17 protein-coding genes and 1 pseudogene are annotated in these 18132 nt (G+C 52.3%); 12 read left to right on the forward strand and 6 right to left on the reverse strand.

The genetic code is table 11. From position 1 onward, the window contains the following. Nucleotides 1-162: 162 nt before the first annotated feature. Nucleotides 163-678, reverse strand: coding sequence for a DUF805 domain-containing protein (locus GS630_RS00005; protein WP_171711797.1), 516 nt, complete (start codon nt 676-678; stop codon nt 163-165). 568 nt (nt 679-1246) lie between these two features. Here GS630_RS00005 and GS630_RS00010 point away from each other — a divergent pair. The 6 genes from GS630_RS00010 to GS630_RS00035 all read left to right on the forward strand — a co-directional run bounded on the left by GS630_RS00010 (nt 1247) and on the right by GS630_RS00035 (nt 6604). Further along, a complete protein-coding gene (locus GS630_RS00010) occupies nt 1247-1546 on the forward strand; it encodes a hypothetical protein (RefSeq protein ID WP_170790054.1) in 300 nt (99 codons plus the stop codon). Between the two features lie 363 nt (nt 1547-1909). Further along, nucleotides 1910-2209, forward strand: a complete 300-nt coding sequence (locus GS630_RS00015; protein WP_171711798.1) for a hypothetical protein — start codon at nt 1910-1912, stop codon at nt 2207-2209. 55 nt (nt 2210-2264) lie between these two features. Further along, a complete protein-coding gene (locus GS630_RS00020; RefSeq protein WP_171711799.1) occupies nt 2265-2879 on the forward strand; it encodes a hypothetical protein in 615 nt (204 codons plus the stop codon). A 402-nt stretch (nt 2880-3281) separates the two neighbouring features. Then, the gene (locus tag GS630_RS00025) at nt 3282-3455 is read left to right on the forward strand and encodes a hypothetical protein (protein WP_165590775.1); all 174 of its coding nucleotides are present in this window, start codon (nt 3282-3284) and stop codon (nt 3453-3455) included. A gap of 784 nt (nt 3456-4239) precedes the next feature. Beyond that, nucleotides 4240-5673 carry a hypothetical protein gene (locus GS630_RS00030; RefSeq protein WP_171711800.1) on the forward strand — a complete coding sequence of 478 codons (1434 nt, stop codon included), beginning with the start codon at nt 4240-4242 and terminating at the stop codon, nt 5671-5673. A 61-nt stretch (nt 5674-5734) separates the two neighbouring features. Next, the gene (locus GS630_RS00035; RefSeq protein ID WP_171711801.1) at nt 5735-6604 is read left to right on the forward strand and encodes a metallophosphoesterase; all 870 of its coding nucleotides are present in this window, start codon (nt 5735-5737) and stop codon (nt 6602-6604) included. Here the strand turns inward: GS630_RS00035 and GS630_RS00040 are convergent, their stop codons facing one another. Beyond that, on the reverse strand, nt 6605-7363 hold the full coding sequence (locus tag GS630_RS00040) for a hypothetical protein (RefSeq protein ID WP_171711802.1): 759 nt from the start codon (nt 7361-7363) through the stop codon (nt 6605-6607). It abuts the gene before it with no gap. 354 nt (nt 7364-7717) lie between these two features. Here GS630_RS00040 and GS630_RS00045 point away from each other — a divergent pair, with 354 nt between their 5' ends. Then, a complete protein-coding gene (locus tag GS630_RS00045; RefSeq protein WP_171620754.1) occupies nt 7718-8512 on the forward strand; it encodes an SdiA-regulated domain-containing protein in 795 nt (264 codons plus the stop codon). A 267-nt stretch (nt 8513-8779) separates the two neighbouring features. On the opposite strand, the gene GS630_RS00050 is transcribed toward GS630_RS00045, so the two are convergent. After that, complete coding sequence (locus GS630_RS00050) at nt 8780-9586, reverse strand: IclR family transcriptional regulator (RefSeq protein ID WP_256369171.1); 807 nt, start codon at nt 9584-9586, stop codon at nt 8780-8782. A gap of 161 nt (nt 9587-9747) precedes the next feature. On the opposite strand from GS630_RS00050, the gene GS630_RS00055 reads away from it, so the two are divergent. From GS630_RS00055 to GS630_RS00065, 3 genes are all read left to right on the forward strand, one after another. After that, nucleotides 9748-11025, forward strand: a complete 1278-nt coding sequence (locus GS630_RS00055; RefSeq protein ID WP_371809104.1) for an aspartate aminotransferase family protein — start codon at nt 9748-9750, stop codon at nt 11023-11025. After that, nucleotides 11025-11969, forward strand: a complete 945-nt coding sequence (locus GS630_RS00060; protein WP_216599808.1) for a phosphotransferase enzyme family protein — start codon at nt 11025-11027, stop codon at nt 11967-11969. The genes GS630_RS00055 and GS630_RS00060 overlap by 1 nt, the downstream gene beginning before the upstream one ends. 433 nt (nt 11970-12402) lie before the next feature. Continuing rightward, nucleotides 12403-13497: an AI-2E family transporter gene (locus GS630_RS00065; protein ID WP_171620756.1), complete on the forward strand. Its 1095-nt coding sequence runs from the start codon at nt 12403-12405 to the stop codon at nt 13495-13497. A gap of 127 nt (nt 13498-13624) precedes the next feature. On the opposite strand, the gene GS630_RS00070 is transcribed toward GS630_RS00065, so the two are convergent. From GS630_RS00070 to GS630_RS00080, 3 genes and pseudogenes are all read right to left on the reverse strand, one after another. Further along, the gene (locus GS630_RS00070; protein WP_171620757.1) at nt 13625-14518 is read right to left on the reverse strand and encodes a YegS/Rv2252/BmrU family lipid kinase; all 894 of its coding nucleotides are present in this window, start codon (nt 14516-14518) and stop codon (nt 13625-13627) included. Between the two features lie 207 nt (nt 14519-14725). Next, complete coding sequence (locus tag GS630_RS00075; protein ID WP_171711804.1) at nt 14726-15406, reverse strand: IS6 family transposase; 681 nt, start codon at nt 15404-15406, stop codon at nt 14726-14728. Between the two features lie 157 nt (nt 15407-15563). Then, a pseudogene (locus GS630_RS00080) lies at nt 15564-16134 on the reverse strand (IS6 family transposase). A 259-nt stretch (nt 16135-16393) separates the two neighbouring features. Here GS630_RS00080 and GS630_RS00085 point away from each other — a divergent pair. After that, nucleotides 16394-17098 (forward strand): hypothetical protein, encoded by a 705-nt coding sequence (locus GS630_RS00085; protein WP_171620758.1) that lies wholly within the window; start codon nt 16394-16396, stop codon nt 17096-17098. Continuing rightward, a complete protein-coding gene (locus tag GS630_RS00090) occupies nt 17098-18123 on the forward strand; it encodes a hypothetical protein (RefSeq protein WP_171620759.1) in 1026 nt (341 codons plus the stop codon). The genes GS630_RS00085 and GS630_RS00090 overlap by 1 nt, the downstream gene beginning before the upstream one ends. Nucleotides 18124-18132: the final 9 nt, after the last annotated feature.

The raw sequence follows: 18132 nt of genomic DNA on the forward strand, positions 1-18132 counted from the left end.
TTAGGCCCGGAACTGAACGACCATTCTGCTGATGCTGTGGTCGCCATAGCCATCAGTAGCGTTCCAATGGGAATCAGCTTGAAACTCATTTTCTCTCTCCCTGGTATTAAGAATCGAACTGTCATTCAGCAGAGATTCTGACCCGCTGCCTGCGCAACCAGGTCAGGAAACAGGTGCGCCGTATTCGTTTGCGCCTTCTTGAGAAGGTCGCGTCAGCCACCAGATCATCAGGATGGACAGAACCAATTGAAGAATTGAGACAACAACAATACCGGTCACGCCCAAAACTGCCGCGGGTCCTCGCAATGCATCGGGGTTTTCGGCCCCTTGCTCCAATGCCGAGAAGAACGCCACCCCACCCAGCATAACAAAAAGCGTTGTAATGCTGAGCGCCATCGGCAGCAGCAAGTACCAGCCAGGTCGCCCTGTATCATGCAACCTCCGCCAACCGGCGGCCAGCATAGGGATGATAACGGCCAGTTGGAAAACAGAGGACAGAACTCGAGATCCTTGCCCTGTTTCTGGGTTGGTCCCGAATATGATCGCATCCACCACAGCTAAAGCAGCACTCACGAGAACCACAAACAAGAAGAACCACCAGTATTCTGAGCGCATAGCCCGACCGGAGAACTGGAAGTATTTCGAGAAACACGTTTTGACGGCTTCAACAAAACCCATTTTCAATCCTTTCTTGGTTTCTGCGCGACCTCAGAACGCCTCGCCGACCCAAAAGAACACATTCGCCCTCATGGGTGCTCCCACCTACCTTTTTGTTTGAGGGCAGACGCCTATCGTACGAGAGCGTAATGAAGTTTACGCGCGGAAAAAATATTGATTTATTAAAAATTAGATTCAAACATGTGAATTTGACACAACTTTCATTTTACCTCCGTTGTGATCGCTGTCGCCCGACTTGTCGGGCCCTACCGGCCGCTGGAGTGAGTGCTGGCGGTCGGAAGGCACTTTACAATGATTGAGCGTTGGGAGGACGCGATGCTTATACTTAGTGTACTCGGCCTACCTCCAGAATTCGCTCGAGCTTCTGCCATTGTCGTCATTCAGCCTTCACACGTTGTCGGCGGTCTCGGTTGTCAAAGTAATATAGCTCCGCCCGCCACCCCCCGCGACAAGTTGTTGGGAAGGGAAGTTACAGGGCCGAAGTATGTTTCATAGCCTGCTCCGACGCGAGAACTTCAAACAAGCCATCCAATTTCACCAATTTCAACGGAACCAGAGGGAGAAGAAAATGTCTAAAAAGATGGTGATGATTGCGGGCGCAACTTGTTTCGCACTGCTTGCGGCCTGCGACGATACGAGTACATCCAGTGCGTCCGCCGAACTCACACCCGCTCAGCAGGCGTGTTTGCGAGATGTAGCCAGCACAACGAACAATTCGCAAGTCGTGGTGCTCTCATCCGCGTTTAGCGAGGCGGGGACACAGGTCACTGTAGGCGTTGGCGAGGATCGTGCTCCTTGGAATTGCATTGCTTACAGTGATGGCACGACAGCTGGTATCGAGTTCCTGGGCGACGAAGGCGCATTGTGACCAGTCTGCTGCGTAGCCGAAAACGGCTGCGTAGCACTGGCTTGATTTGCTGAGGCTCGACTTGGTTTGTAGAACCACTATCATTGTATTCGCGATCCTTTACCTGTTGGCGTTGATTGCATTCTTGACGGGCACATTTGGCTGGTTGGGACAGGAAAGAGACCCTTTGTCCGGGGTGTTCCTTCTGCCGTTGGGACTACCTTGGATACTTGTAGCGGACTCGATCTCAGAGTCGGCCAAACCGTGGTTCGCGGCGCTCGCACCGGTGCTCAACCTGTTAGCGCTGGTCTTGATTTGCAGATGGGCACATGGTTTGCGCCGGTAGTGAAAGCCGCGCTTATTCTCACCAAAAGGGAGGAAAACATGGGAAAAGTGATCTTGGGTATTGTGATCGGGCTCGTCCTCGGCGTGGTTGGGGCGATGACCTTGGGTGGCGGGGCCGCAGTGGGTGTCGGCGTTGCGACAGGCTTGTCCGCCGGTGTCTGCACCACATTGAAAGGAGCACAAGCAGAGAACCTGATCACCCCCGAGCAAGCGGATCAGATCCTCAATCGCGTAAATTCCGAGATGGCATCACTGCAAGGAATTGAAACGACAGACGAGGTCGTCGGCAGCGCACAGGCATGCGATGAGTTTCTATCAAAGTTACGAGAAGCAAAGTGAGGTTCCGCTTTGTAGGGAACAAAACTGTAAGGACAAGCCAACAGGGAACTATCTGATGAAACTCGTTTTACTCAAACTTCTCACACCGATGTTCGCAATCGCGGGCACAGCTGCTTTTGCAATGTCTGAAGCAGACGACGCGTGTATCGATCATTTGCGACAGGTTGGAGGACCAGACGGTCAATCAGGTACGATTGAAAGCTCAGAATTCTCAGAGGCGGGTACGCTCGTCATGCTGCGAGACGCAGGCGGAACACTTTGGCGTTGCATCGCGTACAAGGATGGCAGCATTGGAGAGATGTCGGTTGTCGAGGCGATGGATGATGGCGGTGGAGCCATGGCAGGTGCCGCCGGTTCTACTGGTAGCCAACGTGTCAAATTTGATGCTGGTTCCACCGGCGCTGAAATCGTTGGCCAACTCGCCCCCGGAGCTTCCCAGCAATACGTTCTGGGTGCCAAAAACGAACAGTTTCTTTACGTCCGCGTTGCTCCGCGAGGAGGCTCCTTGGACTACGTTATTCGCAACCCCGATGGTTCTGAACTTTTGGGTTTGATGTCGGCGGACAAGGAGTATCGAGGACAGGTTTGGCAATCCGGTGATCATGTTGTGGAGGTTATCAATCGCAGCAACTCTTCTGTCGACTACAACGTCATTTTCGGAATTGAATAGGTGATCAATCAGAAACCCTGGAACGCAAGTCCAAAAAAGCGAGGGAAAAACAGATGAAACCCAAGGTCCTATTGGTGATCGGCACGGCGTGTATTACTGCGCTTGCAGCATGCGACGACAGTGGTGGATCAGTGGATGCAAGTGCATCAACTGTGGGCAGCTCTAGCGATCTTTCGTCATTTGAAGGGGCAAGAGCGGGCCAAGCTGAAATGGGCATCCAAAGTCTCGGATTTGAACTCATCCGAAGCGAAGGGCTCACCTCGTACTGGTTTAACACGGATACTGGTGCATGTGCTCGGATCACGACATCTGAGGGAAGGTACTCAGATGTAGCTATGCTGCCATCAGGTGACTGCTGACACATTTTTCATAAATCAAACATCTGCAAAAGGGAGCTTTAGTTTGCATTTCGACTTGGCACATGCGGCGGTTACCATCGTCGCTCTAATTGTAACAAACCTGGCATTGAAATCGGCCGGCGTGATCAACGAAGAAAACAAACACCAATTGAACTGGAAAGTTTTTCTGGCCTACTTCGTGGTCGTCTTTATCATCAATCTGGTGTGGCCGATTTAAAGTTTAAGGTCGGAAAGTCTATCGCGCACTTGATACGGCTGCTGAGAATGAGCCGCTCCAATAGATTACCAAATGGAAAGAGTTTGAGCATATAGAGCTTAAGAATAGAAAGGAACTGGCATGCGGTTTTTGACGTCCCTCATATTCATTGGTGTTCTGGCAACCGCGGCGAATTCTGACGTAACCAGTCGAAACGGTGGCCCAAGCAACAGTCAAATGCTTTCAAAGGGTAGTGACGGAGGCGTTAGTGGTGTCGCTTTCTTTCGCCCGGTCTTAAGCGGAGTATTGTATCGCTCTGGTTTCAAGGGCGGCGACAAGGACCGAACGGGCCTGAGTGAAGAACAACGCGAAACTTTATGTGATGAAGGGTTTTCAACCGGGTTTTATGCGGACTTCGGCAAAAACACTCAATACGGTCGCATTAGTTGCGGAAACGGATCTTTCGACTATCAAAGCGCCAGATCTTCCCGTCCCAGTGCTGTCATGGCGTCCATACATGAGGTGATTGAAAACCCTGGAAAGGGCCCTGTCCTGGTGCACTGTATGTGGGGCGTTCATTCCTCGGGTGCATTGTCGGCAATGGCGCTCGTTCAGTTTTGCGGTTGGACGGAGGAAAGGGCCAAGGAATATTGGAATGATGCCCGAAACGGGGCCCCATGTTCAGGCGGGTGTGACCAGTGGATTGACTCAAAGTTCTCCAACTTCAGTGTCGACCCCAATTTGAAGATCTCTACCGAACAACAGGCAGCGATTTGCCCCAAATGATATTGGGAGAACTATCCAAATGAAGTTCATTCTTCTGGGGTCACTTGCTTTCATTGCACCCACCGTCTTGTGGGCGAGCGACGATGTCCTCGGTGAAGCCACGACATTTGATAGTCCCAACGGCGTTACTGAACGCTGTATTCGGATCGAAAAAGTTTCAACGGGCGAGTATAAGAAAAGCGATCTTGAGGAAGAAACGGCCTATTGCGAGATCGATTTCTATGCCTCCGAAATTGCTATTTGCCCAAAAACCTGGAGTACCAGCCCAGGAATGGCCGTGTACGATATTTCGGAAGGACCCTACACAGGGAACCGTACTGAGTTCGAGAGAAACGCTTGCAAAGAGGGGAAGGCGGCGAAAGATCTGGCCAAGGACAGGGTGGCCAAATTCAAATCCACCATGAACCAAAAGGGCACCAGTGGAACCTTTTCCACCTCGTCGCTGCTTTACTATCATTTCTCCAGATATTTCGACACGACTGTAAAAGTTCCAGTCGCCGTTTGGCGTAGCATGGACGCCCAGGCGCACTTTTCCGAGGTCGCAGAGCCCGGCCTTGCGATTTCTGGCGGCTCTCATGGTGGGCGCATGAACCACGAAGGCTGGCGGGTCTTCGCGGCTGCGGATGCCGACCCGAACTCGTACCAGCCAACCGACGATCTGTTCACCGCAGATCGAACGCAAATATACGGTGCGCTGCTTGATAGCCCTGGGCATCGATACGGCTCGGAAATCAACGGCACCCGTAAATCTGGTTGGGGGAAAGGTCAGAACCGCGATTTTCAGGAAACTCCTGCTTTCTTGGCTTTGCGTTCTTCAAAACCCTTGCCAGAGGCCATTGTAGAGGGCGTTGGAGAAGGTCGAAGAGACCGGATGATCAACAAGGATCTCGGTCCCGATGTCAGCGACCAACAGATGGCATTTTGGATGCAAGAACTTACCGAGATTGTACTCCTCGATTTCATCTTTAGCCAGCAGGACCGCGTAGGAAACATAGACTTCACACCCTATTGGTATTGGGTCGAAGACGGAAAGCTGAAGCATAAGAAAGCCAAGCACCATGAGCCAAACGATGGAGACGTTCCCGACGACGCATTATTGATCCGTCGCAGCAATCTAAACGACAACGATGCTGGTGGGCGTGTCGAATACGCCAACTTCGCGAAATCTACTCAAATGCTGGAGAAAATTCGCCACTTCTCTCCAAGCACGTATCGGCGCTTGGTTGCATTGAATAGTGACCTTCAATCCCAAGGCCCAGTCTATGACTGGCTATCGCAAAGCTTTGGTTTGTCAGACAGTCAGATTGCACAAGTTGTCAAAAATACTGCGCTGGCAACGTCCATTCTCCAGAGCAATTGCTCAAATGGCGATTTGATGTTCGACTTGGATCCTGTCGCATTCTTTTTGAGAAACGGCACCGAGGTAGAGGCTGTGGACTGTTATGTACCGTAGGTGTTCTGCTCTTATTGCGGTGTGTATTTGGACCGCTCTGCTCGCCTGCAAAGCGGCGGCATTGGATGTCATCGTCATATCGGATCTGAATGGAAGCTATGGTTCGGTAAGATACGATGCCCGCGTCGACAAGGCGATTGAGCGCATAATCGAGTTTGATCCAGATCTGGTTATTTCGACCGGAGATATGGTTGCGGGACAGCGCATTCCCAACTTGTCCGACAAACAGGTCAGGGATATGTGGAATGCGTTTCACGAGGTCGTATCAGATCCATTAGAGGCTGCCGGCATTCCATTTGCGGTCACACCTGGAAACCATGATGCCTCCGCCTACCGAGGGTTCGAGCGTGAAAGGAAAATATACGCAGAGGAATGGACGCCGAGAAAACCAGGCGTCGACTTCCTGGTTTCAGATGACTACCCGTTCTTCTACGCATTTGAGATGCAGGGCATTACGTTTGCGTCTTTGGATGCAACGACCCTAGGACCCCTATCCGGTGACCAGCAGGACCGGTTACAGGAATTGGGTGCAGACGGAGACCCGATTGTCACTTTCAGTCACCTCCCACTTTGGCCGTTCGCGATCCAGCGCGAACGCGAAATCATCGGTGACCCAACACTTGAAAAAATCTATTTGGAAAGCGGTGTCGTTCTGCATCTGTCAGGCCACCATCATGCCTTCTATCCCGGTTGGAAAGACGGTGTAGCTTACGTCTCCCAAGCTTGTTTGGGCGGTGGCCCGCGACGGTTAATCGGCTCAAAAGCCAGATCGCCTCACAGTTTCACTCATGTAACGTTCCAGCCAAACGGAGAATTTGGGATTGCGGTGTATCGAGGGCCTGATTTCGAAAGGTCGGTAAACTTCAAGTCGCTCCCGAAAGAGATCAGATCCCCGAACGCGGTGTTAAAACGTTTGGACCTTGTGAGATGACTAGAGGTTGAGTTTCAGTTCAACTTTTTCAGGAACCAGACCGTTTATCATCTCTTCTATCCGGGCTTCTGAAAGTCCACCCGAGGTGATAAAAAGCAATGAAACGCGGGATTTTCCGGGGACGTGGTGTTTTCTAACGAGCTTCCAGCCAGCGTCTGCGGCCATGTCCTGAATGGTTCTGCTGACTTTCAATGAGTGCTCTTCATCAGAAGCCTTGAGTAAAACTTCCACGCCTTTGTTTCGCCCTCCAAGCCAAATGAAGCACCAACACACAACCGCCACCAGTGTGGCCATCAACGGCAAACCCAGACCGACCGCAAGACCAAGAACGGTTACGATTATCATTTCGACTGTATCGACCGGATCATCCAGATTGGAGCGGAACCTGAGCAACGCACCGATGCCAAAAATAACGAAACCAATCATTGACCCGTGCTGGACTACCAGGAATCCCACAGCCATTCCAATTAGCGCATACAGGAAGAAAAGCCTCGGCATAACCAGATCGCTGACACTTCGGCGTGCTTTACGTCGTACTGGATGATAGACAATCAAAGCGGTCAAAATGATCGTTACAATGACGTCTAGCGTGAAAAAGTAGAGTTCCTGCTTGCCGCGAAACTGGGTCCAGCTTCGTTCAATCACTATCTCTGATTCGGACGTTCCTGCAAGCAAGGAAGCAGGATCAATCTGAGAATAGCTAATACTAGGCAAAAGCACCGCCAAAAGGACCGATGCTATCGAAAATAGCTTGCTCAAAAGTTTTTCCCTCCCGCTGTACCGTCGAATAGTCGTTCCAAAGTGCGTATCTTGAAGCAATCGCTCCACACCTCGCGACCAAGCCGCACGCCCATAAACTAATTCAACCCTATGAATTTACTTTCGGTAAAGCCTTGCGGGATCAAACACCAAACTTCCTCAAAATACTGTGTTAGGTTGGACAACATCAATTTTTGATCGAATATGAAGCAAGTCCACACGAGCGCAGAACTAACTCGAATGAACCAGCCAGCTGACCGGTACAGAGTAGGAGTCACGAAGGTACTTTTCGCGAGCCTTTCTGTGGTCGCCATCACTTTAGCGTCGACGAACCCTGTGAGAGCGCAGATTGATATGTTGGAACTTATTGAGTCTCACAAAGTGGCAGATAAATCAGCGGGCTTTTCTGAGCCATCCGGATTGTCGCTTTCCAGTGTTCATGGATTCTTGTGGGCAGTAAGCGATGAAGCATCGAAGCTGCACCTTCTAGGAGTAGATGGAGAGTTAAAGAGTTCGTTCAAACTTCCAGAACATCTGGGCACAGACTTGGAAGGTGTCGCTGGAAGAAAGGATGGATCTGTTTTGCTGTTACAAGAAACTGACCGATCCATAGTAGCGGTCCAACCTACAGACCCAATCAAAGTCAATTCTACCCCAATTTCTTCACTCAGGGGCTACGGCAAAGTTGCTGAAATGCTTGCTGAGAACCCTTTGAACAAGGGTCCGGAAGGGATCACTGTAGATCAAGACTCTGGGAGAGTATTCTTAGTCATAGAGGGTCAACCAAGACTAATGCTCATCATTTCGCCAGAGATTGATGAGATTGTCGAAGCAGTTCCGTTAACGGCTGAGACCGGTTTTGTTTCATCTCGTGCTGACGATGACGAATTAGACATCAGCGGAATCGCCTGGTCCGGCGAGACCAAGTCGTTATGGATACTCAGCGATGAAGGGCGCCGAATATTCGTTTTTGATCCTGAAGTTATGACGGTCAAAACTATCGAATTACTTTACTCCAAAAAGGATGAAGTAAAGGAAGTGAAGAACCCGGAGGGGATAGCTTTGGATGAAAGTGGTGGCGTTCTTTACATCTTGACCGATGATGGAAAAAAGTCACGCCTATACGCATTTGTTTTACCGCAGGTTTGATTGCCGTAAGAAGCTTGCACTGGCTTGTCGCATTCAATTGCAGAAAAATGAAATGGCCGCTTTGTCCGCATTGCGGTCGCTCGCGACATTCGGGCGAACGTCCAAACTGAGCCCATTCTTTCAGTTGATGAAGTTTTCAGCGCCCAACGCGATTGGCGAATATCGACCTTTCGCAGCAGCCCGTAGCCAAGTCAGCTCTGCGTGTGTGCTGCCCATTCACTCGGGGAGACGATCTGCGCCCTTTGAAAGAAGCCAATTGTTGTGCACCTAGAATTTTGGACCCATTCTCTCGATTGTTTGTTTAATCGCCCGTGAAAACATTTGCGAGGGTTGTCCGCCGATTGCGCGGGACACGGCCTCGGCCTCATGCCTTAGTGAGGTCACGATCTGTTGGAGGAGTCTGTCCGTCATCCTGTGGCACGGTGTGGCCACGGCGAGGGCGCCCTGAGCCAATCCGCTCTGGTCGAAGAAGGGAACCGCGATGCCGTAGACGTCCTCTTCGTTTTCCTCTTCGGATGTCGCATAACCCCGCTGTTGCACAATTGCGATGTTCTCGAGGACTTCTTCCGGATCGGTCATGGTGTAGACCGTCTGGGATTTCAGCGGCGCCGACAGTGTTCGGTCGCGCAGGGCCTGGGATCCGAATGCCAGCACCGCGACGCCTGATGCAGTGCTGTGCAAAGGCAAGATTTCGCCCGCGATCAGTGATACCCTAGTGCTGCGCGTGCTTTCGCAAATGCCGATTGTCGCAAGCGCCGGCCCCGAAATGATCGACGCGTGCGCGGTTTCGCCGACCTTCTGCACCAGTTGTTCGAGTGCCGGGCGCACGATCGAGGCAATGGGTGCGGTCGCTTCGCGGATCTGCGCCAGCCGCAGAATGCCCGCTCCCAGCGAATATGCGCGCGTTCCTTCCTTTTGCTCCAGGAGCCCGGCATCGGTCAGGCTGGTCAACAGGCGATAGACCGAAGCTTTGTTGATACCCGCGCGCCGGGTCAGTTCGGAAAGGCCCAGTTCAGGTTCTTCCTCGGAGAAAAACTCCAGAAGAGACAAAGCTTTGGCAACCGTGGACGACATCGCGCTTTTCCATTTCGACGAGGTTCCAGTTCAACCCTCAACCTTGGGTCATTGACGCGGAAAATCGGTCGGTTTAAATTAAAAACCACTGGTTATAATATAGAACCAGAAAAGAAAGTCAACATCCCGCGGCTTTGCGGTGACGTGAAAGGAGATTGGCGGTGTCGGAGATTGTCGAACGCAGGCGCGCATTGCTTGGACCGAATGTTTCGACCTTCTACGACGATCCGGTACATATCGTCCGGGGGGAAGGTGTCTGGTTGTGGGACGCGAGTGGCAGGCGGTATCTGGACTGCTACAACAACGTGCCGCATGTGGGCCATTGCAACCCGCGCGTGGTCGAAGCGATCTGCAACCAGGCTGGCACACTGAACACCCATACGCGATATCTGCACGAAGGCATCCTCGACTATACCGAGGCACTTGTTGATACGTTCGCCGGCGATCTTCTTACATCGATCCTGACCTGCTCGGGTTCAGAGGCCAATGACATCGCATTGCGCATGGCCGAGGCGATGACAGGCAAGCGCGGGATCATCGCAACGGACGCGACCTATCATGGAAACACCGCATTGGTCAGCCACCTGTCCAGAAGCAACATCCCTGAAGTAGGGTTTGGACTGGACCAATATCTGCGCCACGTGGAAGCGCCCGACAGCTATCGGATCGACGATCCTGATGGGCAACGCTTTGCCGCGCATGTGCAGGAACAGATCAACGCGCTCGAGGTATCGGGCATTGGGTTTGCTGCTCTGATCGTCTGCCCGCTTTTCCTGAATGAAGGCTTCCCAACCCAAGCTGAAGGCTGGTTGAAACCCGCGGTGGAGGCGGTGCGTCAGGCTGGCGGGCTTTTGATCTGTGACGAGGTGCAATCGGGCTTCGGCCGCTCGGGCAGCCATTTCTGGGCGCACCAGAAACAGGGCGTGGTGCCGGACGTGGTGACGCTGGGTAAACCCATGGGCAATGGTCATCCCGTCGCCGGTCTGGTCACCACGCCCGAGATCATGGCCCGGTTCCGCCATTCGTTTCGTTACTTCAACACGTTCGGAGGCAACGCGGTTTCCTGCGCCGCAGCTATGGCCGTGCTGCAGGAACTGCGCGACAGGGACCTGCAGGCCAATGCCGCCAGGATCGGCAGTCTGGCGCATGAACGCCTGACCGCACTGGCTGAAAAATACGAGGTCATTGGTGATGTCCGCCAAAGCGGCATGGTCTTTGGCGTAGAGTTTGTGCTTGACCGGGGCGCCAAGACACCTGCCTGTGACTATGCTGACCGTGTGGTCAACACGATGCGGAGCCGGGGCATTCTGCTGTCAAAGCTGGGGCGGCATAAGAACACGCTGAAGATACGGCCTCCGATGCCCTTTGGCGAAGAGCATCTCGACATGCTCATCGAAACGCTCGACTCGGTTATGGCCGAAATTCCGGTCGCCCCGTGATGGACCCAGTCGAGAAAGCGCTGGGCCTTTGGGGCATTGATACCGCGCCTTACAATTTCGTGGCCGGCCGTGAAAACCGTGTCTACCGGGTGTGCACTGACGAGGGCGATTTTGCCTTGCGCCTCAAACGTCCTGGCTATCGCAGCGAGGACGAACTCCTCTCAGAACTGCAATGGCTGGACGCGATGGACCGGGCCGGGTTGCACGTGCCGCAGCCCCGCCAGTCGCTTTCCGGGAAGCTGTTGGAACAAGTAGAGGGACGTTATGCCGACCTGATCGGCTGGATGCATGGAACGCCCCTTGGCGAAGGCCAAGGGTCGCTTGAGCTTGACGATGCCCCGTTGGTGTTTCGGCGGCTGGGGCGGGTTCTGGCACAATTGCACGAAGCTTGTGATGCTTGGAAGTACCCGCCGGGCTTTGCCCGCTGCTCCTGGGATGCGGACGGGTTATTGGGGGATAACCCGGTCTGGGGGCGTTTCTGGGAGAATCCGACCCTTGATCCCGAAACACGCGCCTTGCTGGGGCGGTTCCGGGATCGCGCGCGGCAGGCTCTGGAGCGGTGCGCCGATGAGCTCGATTACGGTCTGATCCATGCTGATCCGCTGCGGGAGAACGTGCTTGTCGATGGGGGGAAAATCAAACTTCTCGATTTTGACGACGGTGGGTTCGGCTTTCGCCTCTTCGACATTGCCACCGCGCTTCTGCGCAACATGGATGAACCGGACTACCCCACGCTGAAAGCCGCGCTGCTGGAAGGGTATCGCGAGGTTCGGTCGCTAGATGACATGCTACTGGATTTGTTCCTTGCCCTGCGGGCGGTCACTTACGTGGGCTGGATCGTTCCGCGCATGGGTGAAGCCGGAGCAGAGGAGAGAAACGCGCGGTTTAGTGCACGCGCGGGTATGCTCTGTGCGTCCTATCTAGAGGAAACCCGCCCAGTCTGAAGGCGAAAGACTTGGTCAAACCGGGCCACTCAGAGTGAATGGAACTGGACATTCGCATTGGTGAAGCCCAGGGTTAGCTTTGGGCCGGAAGCGACGGTAAGCAGCGCTCAAACCAAGGTCCGAAATGTCCCGCATTGCAGTCGTTCATGCCCGATGCAGCGAATGACCGCTTCGAGCCCAATGTGGACTATCAGATATCCGATCTCAGTAGGCGGCTGAAGAACCAAGCTCTCGTTGATGACCTTTGAGATACAGATTTCAGATCGACAGCAAGTTCACGGTAAAAATATGAAAGTCTTCACCTGAAAATCTCTACTATACGTTCTCGAGAGAAGTAATTGAACCTCTTGCCAAGTTACTTTCAAGGCGAGCTAATATACTTTCATTTTCAGAAAGCGGCTGGACAACGCTCAGTCCTGTAGGGAGCCTACAAATGAAAAAGGGTATGCATCATAAAGATCCCGCTCCAAACTTCTTTGGGCTCACGTTCTGGTATCAGTTGGTCGTGCTGGTGTTCTTGACAATAGCGTCGCTAGTCCTCGCCTCCTCTGTGCTAGTTCCCCTGTCTTTTGCGGCCCTCCTGTTCGTTCTTCTCACCGCAACTACGGATCGCATTGGCAGATTCAAGATATTTGGCGGTACCGTCCCGAAGTGGCTTGCGCATTTGGCCGCAATTTCAATTGTGTTAATCGGCCTTTCGCTTGTGTTGTCGATATTATCCAGTCAAGCCGGCGAGGTTTCGGAAGCGTTTCCGCGCTATGAGGAACGGTTTACCAGCATAGTCGCAAAGCTGGTATCACTGATTGGGCAAGACAACTATGGAGCAGCGATCAAAGCCTTGGAACAGATCAACCTGGCTGGGCTCGCGACAGGAGTGATCGGCTCTGCTGGGGCATTCCTAAGCGCTTTTTTCCTGGTGCTGCTCTATGTGCCATTCATGTTGGTCGAACGTGTTCCAATGCGCGCCAAAATCAAGCTCGCAATCAAAGACAGAGAAGCCGCTGAAAAGGTTCGCCGCGTTCTTGAGAGCACGTCGGACAGCATTCAAAGATATGTTGGCATCAAAACGCTGGTGAGTGCACTGACTGGCTTGGGCAGTTATGCCGTGATGGCATCCGTCGGCCTGGACTTCTCTGAAACCTGGGCCGTTCTTGCGTTTTTGTTGAATTTTATCCCCACAGTCGGCTCTATCGTCGGCGTCGCGCTTCCTTCCATTGTCGCACTGGTACAGTTTGAAGAAGCCGTGCCCTTTCTTGTTGTTCTAATTGGTTGTGGCGCTGTTCAATTCTCTATCGGCAATATCCTGGAGCCAATGCTACTTGGCAAAAGCCTGAATTTGTCGCCATTCATGGTCATTTTGGCGCTCACGTTTTGGACTGCGATCTGGGGGATTGCCGGCGCGTTGATGAGTGTTCCGATCACAGTGTGCATCATGATTGTGCTGTCGAATATCCCATCTACTCAGCCTATTGCGATACTGATGTCCGGTGATGGGAAGATAAACAACACTGGCGCAGTGAACAGCTAAGCGCGAAAGACGTTCTCCAAACTGGATGGCGGCTTTTAACCTGACTATATCGGCGAATGTATGTGTCAGCCCCGCATATAACGTTCGAAACACCGTACGAAGCTTGAGTTTCAAGGAGAAACCCGCACTACTTCCCTCTTGGGAAAACGAAGTTCAGCGCTTTTGGTCTAATTGAAACCTCAAAGCGTTGATCGATCATCGGCTCGCCGTCCAAATTCATATGAAACGGCTGGGAGGTTTCCAGAACCATAGATCTCAGACGAGAGCGCTGTACAACACCATCCTTGGGATCCGAAATATCCGGCAGTCTGCCAAAGGGTAGGTTTTCTGGCATTAAACTTTCAGCGGAAAGCACGCTTAAATCCAGCAACCCATCGGACACTTCCGCTTCAGGCGCTACGTCAAAACCGCCACCTGCATAGCGGCTGTTCGCAATCGCGATAGCGGAAATGGAAACGTTGTACGGGTCTTCATCATCAATTGAGATTTTTGCGGGAACAGATTTTGCATCAGATAAACGAGCAAGCCCAAACAGTGTGTACGCGAGTCCCCCCAGTCGTTTCTTCATTTCCTTGGGTGTGGTTGCAGTGATCATCGCTCCAAAACCGCCGCTTGCAACATTCACAAACGGACTGCCGTTTATGTATCCGACATCAATTGGCTGCGCGTCTTCCGATGCTGCAACTCGAACAGATGTTGCCAAGTCCAAACCCTTATCACCATACGACCGGGCGAAATCGTTGGCTGTCCCCAAGGGAACAAGACCTAGCGAGACAGGCGACTTTGTCTTCAACTTCAAAACAGCGCTCGCGACCGAGTTCAAAGTGCCGTCACCACCGCCAGCGATTATCCGAGTTACCCCATCGCCCACGGCTTCTCGGAGCGTCTTCTTCAAGTCTTTTCCTGACCAAGGAATACTTACCCTAATGCCAAGCTCTTTTTCCAATGGGCGAACAGCAGCACGCAGATCGGGTCTTGCTGCGGACTTCCTGTTAAGAATTAGCAGGGTACGTTTGGCCATGGTTCCAGCATAAAGCTCTCGTACGTTGGAGCAACTGCTTTAAAAGTAAGAAAGGCAGGGGCGTTCAGGCAATTGAAATTTTATTTGTGCCAGCCAATAGTCAGCCTTGTCCGCAGAGCGGTCGTTTATGCCGAGTGCAGCGAATAACCGCTACGGATCTGTTGCAAAGTTTCTTACTGACCGAAGAGTTGACACCGAACCCGCGGCTTATGCCGCCAGTTCTGCAAATTGACGAAACGGGCAGATTCCGGGCTTGATTTGGCCTTTGCGGATCATGTGTGCAACTTCGATCCCGTCCAGTGTAGCCGCCGCTGAAGCGAAGGCTTTGAACCCTAACATCGGCCGAGTGCGTCTCTTGATGAAGCGATGGTCCTGTTCCACGATGTTATTCAGATACTTCCGCCTGACCATTTCGATTGGGATCGGACAACCAAAGCCTTTCAGCATCTTGTTTATGGCTTTGATGCCGGCCGTGCTAGCTCCGCTATTGTCGATGACAATCTTCCTCGAAAGCCCGTTGATCTCCAGCATCCTGGAGAAGAACTTTGTCGCAGCCGGTTTGTTTCGTCGCGGGGAAAGCATGAAATCAAGCGTCTTGCCGTGCTTGTCGACGGCTCGATAGAGATAGACCCAGTTGCCTATTACCTTGATGTAAGTCTCCTCCATTCTCCAAGAACGGTCGCACAGTCCCTTTCGTCTGCGCGCAACATCGGCAATTGCACTAGCGTATTTCGTCACCCAACGGTTCAGCGTCGTGTGATCTACCGCAACGCCGCGCTCGGACATGATTTCTTCCAGATCCCGATATGACACGCCGTATCGAAGGTAGAAGAACACAGCAAAGAGGATCACATCCTTGGGATATTGAGCGCCTTTAAAGGAGATCATGAGCTGGCTTTCGGCTGAATTACACCGGCCGCTATTCACTCTCTGTGTTCTTGAGCGTCAATGACAAAAAGTTTGCAACAGATCCTATCTAGGGTCAGGAGCATGGATGTGTCGCAAACTTTTAGAACGGCCCGTGCCAGCGACCTGCCGGACACGCCTATCCTGCGATCTCGACAAATTGCAGAAAGCCCGACGTGGTAGTGCTGGGAAATTGCTGCTTGCGGATCGTGTTGGCGACCTCAATGCCGTCCAGAGTAGCCGAGGCGGATCTGAACGGCTTGAACCCGCACATGTGCCGCACGTGTCGTTTGATGAAACTGTGATCCTACTCGATCATTTTGTTTAGATATTTGGACCTGATCGCTTGTACTTTGGCAGAGCATCCGAACCGCTTCAGGATTCTGTTCACTTCTCGACTGCCGGCTGCATTTGCACCACTCTTGTCTATAACGATTTTGTTTGGGATTCCGTTTGACGACAGTGCTTTGGCAAAGAACCTGGTGGCTTCTGGACGATTTCGCCGCTCAGACAGCGTGAAATCAAGAGTGTTTTCCATTTCGTCGACCGCTCGATAGAGATACATCCACTTCCCGCGCACACGAATATTGGTTTCGTCCATGCGCCATGATCTCTTCCAAGTCACGATAAGAAACCGTGTACCGCAGGTAGAAGTAAACGGCGCACAAAACCGCATCCTTTGGAAAATGATAGTCTTTCAAGGAAATCATGCTGAAACCTGTTGGAGAACAATACGCGGACACCAAAAATCGAAATCTATATGCTCGTTAATCCAGGCCCAAAGTTTGCGACACATCCTTCAGCAATCGTCCACGCAGCAACAGTTATTTACGCGTTATGAGTCCTGAACCTAGCATCTTCAGCTACCGCCATTATTCCTCGACTCATTCTACAGCAATGATAACGTTCAATTAGGATCGCTATGCATGCGCAATTTTTAAAATCAATTTGCTAACGAAAGGGATCGCCATGTCGAATATTGCCGGTAAAGCCTATGCAATGAATGTGGTCACGCCCAGCAATCCAAGAATAACCTGGATCAACCGCTTGCTGTTCATGGCGGCACGCGGAGTTCCATCAAATTTGCTTGGACTGTTAGGGCTGTCACTTATTCACTTCGCCCGCTGGGTAATCATCAAACCCAAGGACTGGCCTGATCTCGGCCAAGGTAAAGAGCAGGTAAAAGACGACTATGTGCTTTTCTGCTCAAACTTCAACGGAACATGGGACCAGTATATCGATGCCTTTTCCGACGGTATCCCGTCAGGTCTTGACCTGTTCTGGTTTTCCTCGATCAAGTACCCCAAGTCGATCCCGATTACGCCGTTCAAGAACTATATCACCTACAACCAGATCGATACCGACTATTACTACAACGCCACGCCCGGCTCTGCCCAACGTGACATCAAGATCAGCCTGCTGATCTATGACCATCTGCGCGACCTTACTGAAAAACACGGCAAATCTTCTCCTGAAGAATTCGCCGATGCCTATCGCGACGCCGCTTATGTTATGCAAAAGGGCCTTGGCGATCCTGGCTTCGGACCCGTCGCGAGCCTCGATACCGAACGTGCGGACGTTAATCGTGAGAAATTCGTCAACAAGGCACAATCCGGCTTTGACACCCTACGCGCTTCAGCCAAAGCTGCTCCAAAGCCACAGGGAGATCGCTAATGCCCGACCTCGATTCCGGCCATATTTTCCTGACCACGCTTGCCCCGATCAAACCCGGTGCCCCAGAGGACGATCCTCAAACCTCTTTCGAGCAACGCGCTCGCATCGCGCTTGCCGAATTGCCCACAGCTCATCAGTCACCGGCCACCGAACATACCAAATTCAACAGCCCCTTTGCCCGTAACACCCGAAACCATCTGGCGCGTATGTTTGTGCTTGGCGATGTGGTCTATAACGGACGCAACACGCAAAATACGTTGGTCGCCCGCCTTAGGCGTAGCCCTCCCCCGATCATTCCCCAGCATGTGGATGAACTGAAAACGCCCTATTTGGTATTCTGCGCCGATGTGGACGCGGTTTTGAAAGATGGCGATCGGCTACCCACCACTCTGAGCGCCGAACAACAACGTGAAGTGCGCGCTTCATATGCAGGCGAGCTCTGGAGAACAATGGAAGAAGAGCTTCGTGCGGTATACTCTAACTGCTACGGCTTCGAACACGTCAATTCGGCAGAGCAGTTCGGGGAATACCTCGACAAATGCCATGTCGAAACTACGATGCCGTTCCATGATTACTACCTGGAGCTGCCAGAATTCCACAATCTGCCACTTACGCAACTGATCATCGGCGCGGTTGCCCCGCTGGCGATCGGTCTGTTCTCGCTAGTGCTCTGGCTCTTCGGTATCGCAACAGTGCCATTCTTGGGTCTTTCCAGCCTTGCCACTGGTCTCTTCGCGATTCTGCTTGGACTTGTTCTTGCAGTGATCTTCATTCGCTACGCCATCCAAAACGGTGAAAAACCCTTAGCCCCGGCCAAGTATGACGATCTACCTTCAGTTCTGAAGGCGCTCTATTTACAACAGAAATTCGCTGACTTCTTTGTCGAAAACCAGGCCAAGTCCGATACAGATCTGTACGCGGCTTTTGGCGACTTCATGTCAGAGCACGAACCTCTGAACACCAGAGTCAAAACGCAAAAACCAGGCGTCATTTCCTCGACCCACCCCGGCAATGTGAATTCTTAAAGACATGAG

Source organism: Ruegeria sp. HKCCD7303, assembly GCF_013111185.1.
In the GTDB taxonomy this organism is placed as follows: Bacteria; Pseudomonadota; Alphaproteobacteria; order Rhodobacterales; family Rhodobacteraceae; genus Ruegeria.

What these genes read in the sequence shown, in the direction of transcription:
- GS630_RS00005 (WP_171711797.1), bottom strand. Translation starts at nt 678, where the DNA reads ATGGGTTTTGTTGAAGCCGTCAAAACGTGTTTCTCGAAATACTTCCAG.
- GS630_RS00010 (WP_170790054.1), top strand. Translation starts at nt 1,247, where the DNA reads ATGTCTAAAAAGATGGTGATGATTGCGGGCGCAACTTGTTTCGCACTG.
- GS630_RS00015 (WP_171711798.1), top strand. Translation starts at nt 1,910, where the DNA reads ATGGGAAAAGTGATCTTGGGTATTGTGATCGGGCTCGTCCTCGGCGTG.
- GS630_RS00020 (WP_171711799.1), top strand. Translation starts at nt 2,265, where the DNA reads ATGAAACTCGTTTTACTCAAACTTCTCACACCGATGTTCGCAATCGCG.
- GS630_RS00030 (WP_171711800.1), top strand. Translation starts at nt 4,240, where the DNA reads ATGAAGTTCATTCTTCTGGGGTCACTTGCTTTCATTGCACCCACCGTC.
- GS630_RS00045 (WP_171620754.1), top strand. Translation starts at nt 7,718, where the DNA reads ATGTTGGAACTTATTGAGTCTCACAAAGTGGCAGATAAATCAGCGGGC.
- GS630_RS00050 (WP_256369171.1), bottom strand. Translation starts at nt 9,586, where the DNA reads ATGTCGTCCACGGTTGCCAAAGCTTTGTCTCTTCTGGAGTTTTTCTCC.
- GS630_RS00060 (WP_216599808.1), top strand. Translation starts at nt 11,025, where the DNA reads ATGGACCCAGTCGAGAAAGCGCTGGGCCTTTGGGGCATTGATACCGCG.
- GS630_RS00065 (WP_171620756.1), top strand. Translation starts at nt 12,403, where the DNA reads ATGAAAAAGGGTATGCATCATAAAGATCCCGCTCCAAACTTCTTTGGG.
- GS630_RS00070 (WP_171620757.1), bottom strand. Translation starts at nt 14,518, where the DNA reads ATGGCCAAACGTACCCTGCTAATTCTTAACAGGAAGTCCGCAGCAAGA.
- GS630_RS00075 (WP_171711804.1), bottom strand. Translation starts at nt 15,406, where the DNA reads ATGATCTCCTTTAAAGGCGCTCAATATCCCAAGGATGTGATCCTCTTT.
- GS630_RS00085 (WP_171620758.1), top strand. Translation starts at nt 16,394, where the DNA reads ATGTCGAATATTGCCGGTAAAGCCTATGCAATGAATGTGGTCACGCCC.
- GS630_RS00090 (WP_171620759.1), top strand. Translation starts at nt 17,098, where the DNA reads ATGCCCGACCTCGATTCCGGCCATATTTTCCTGACCACGCTTGCCCCG.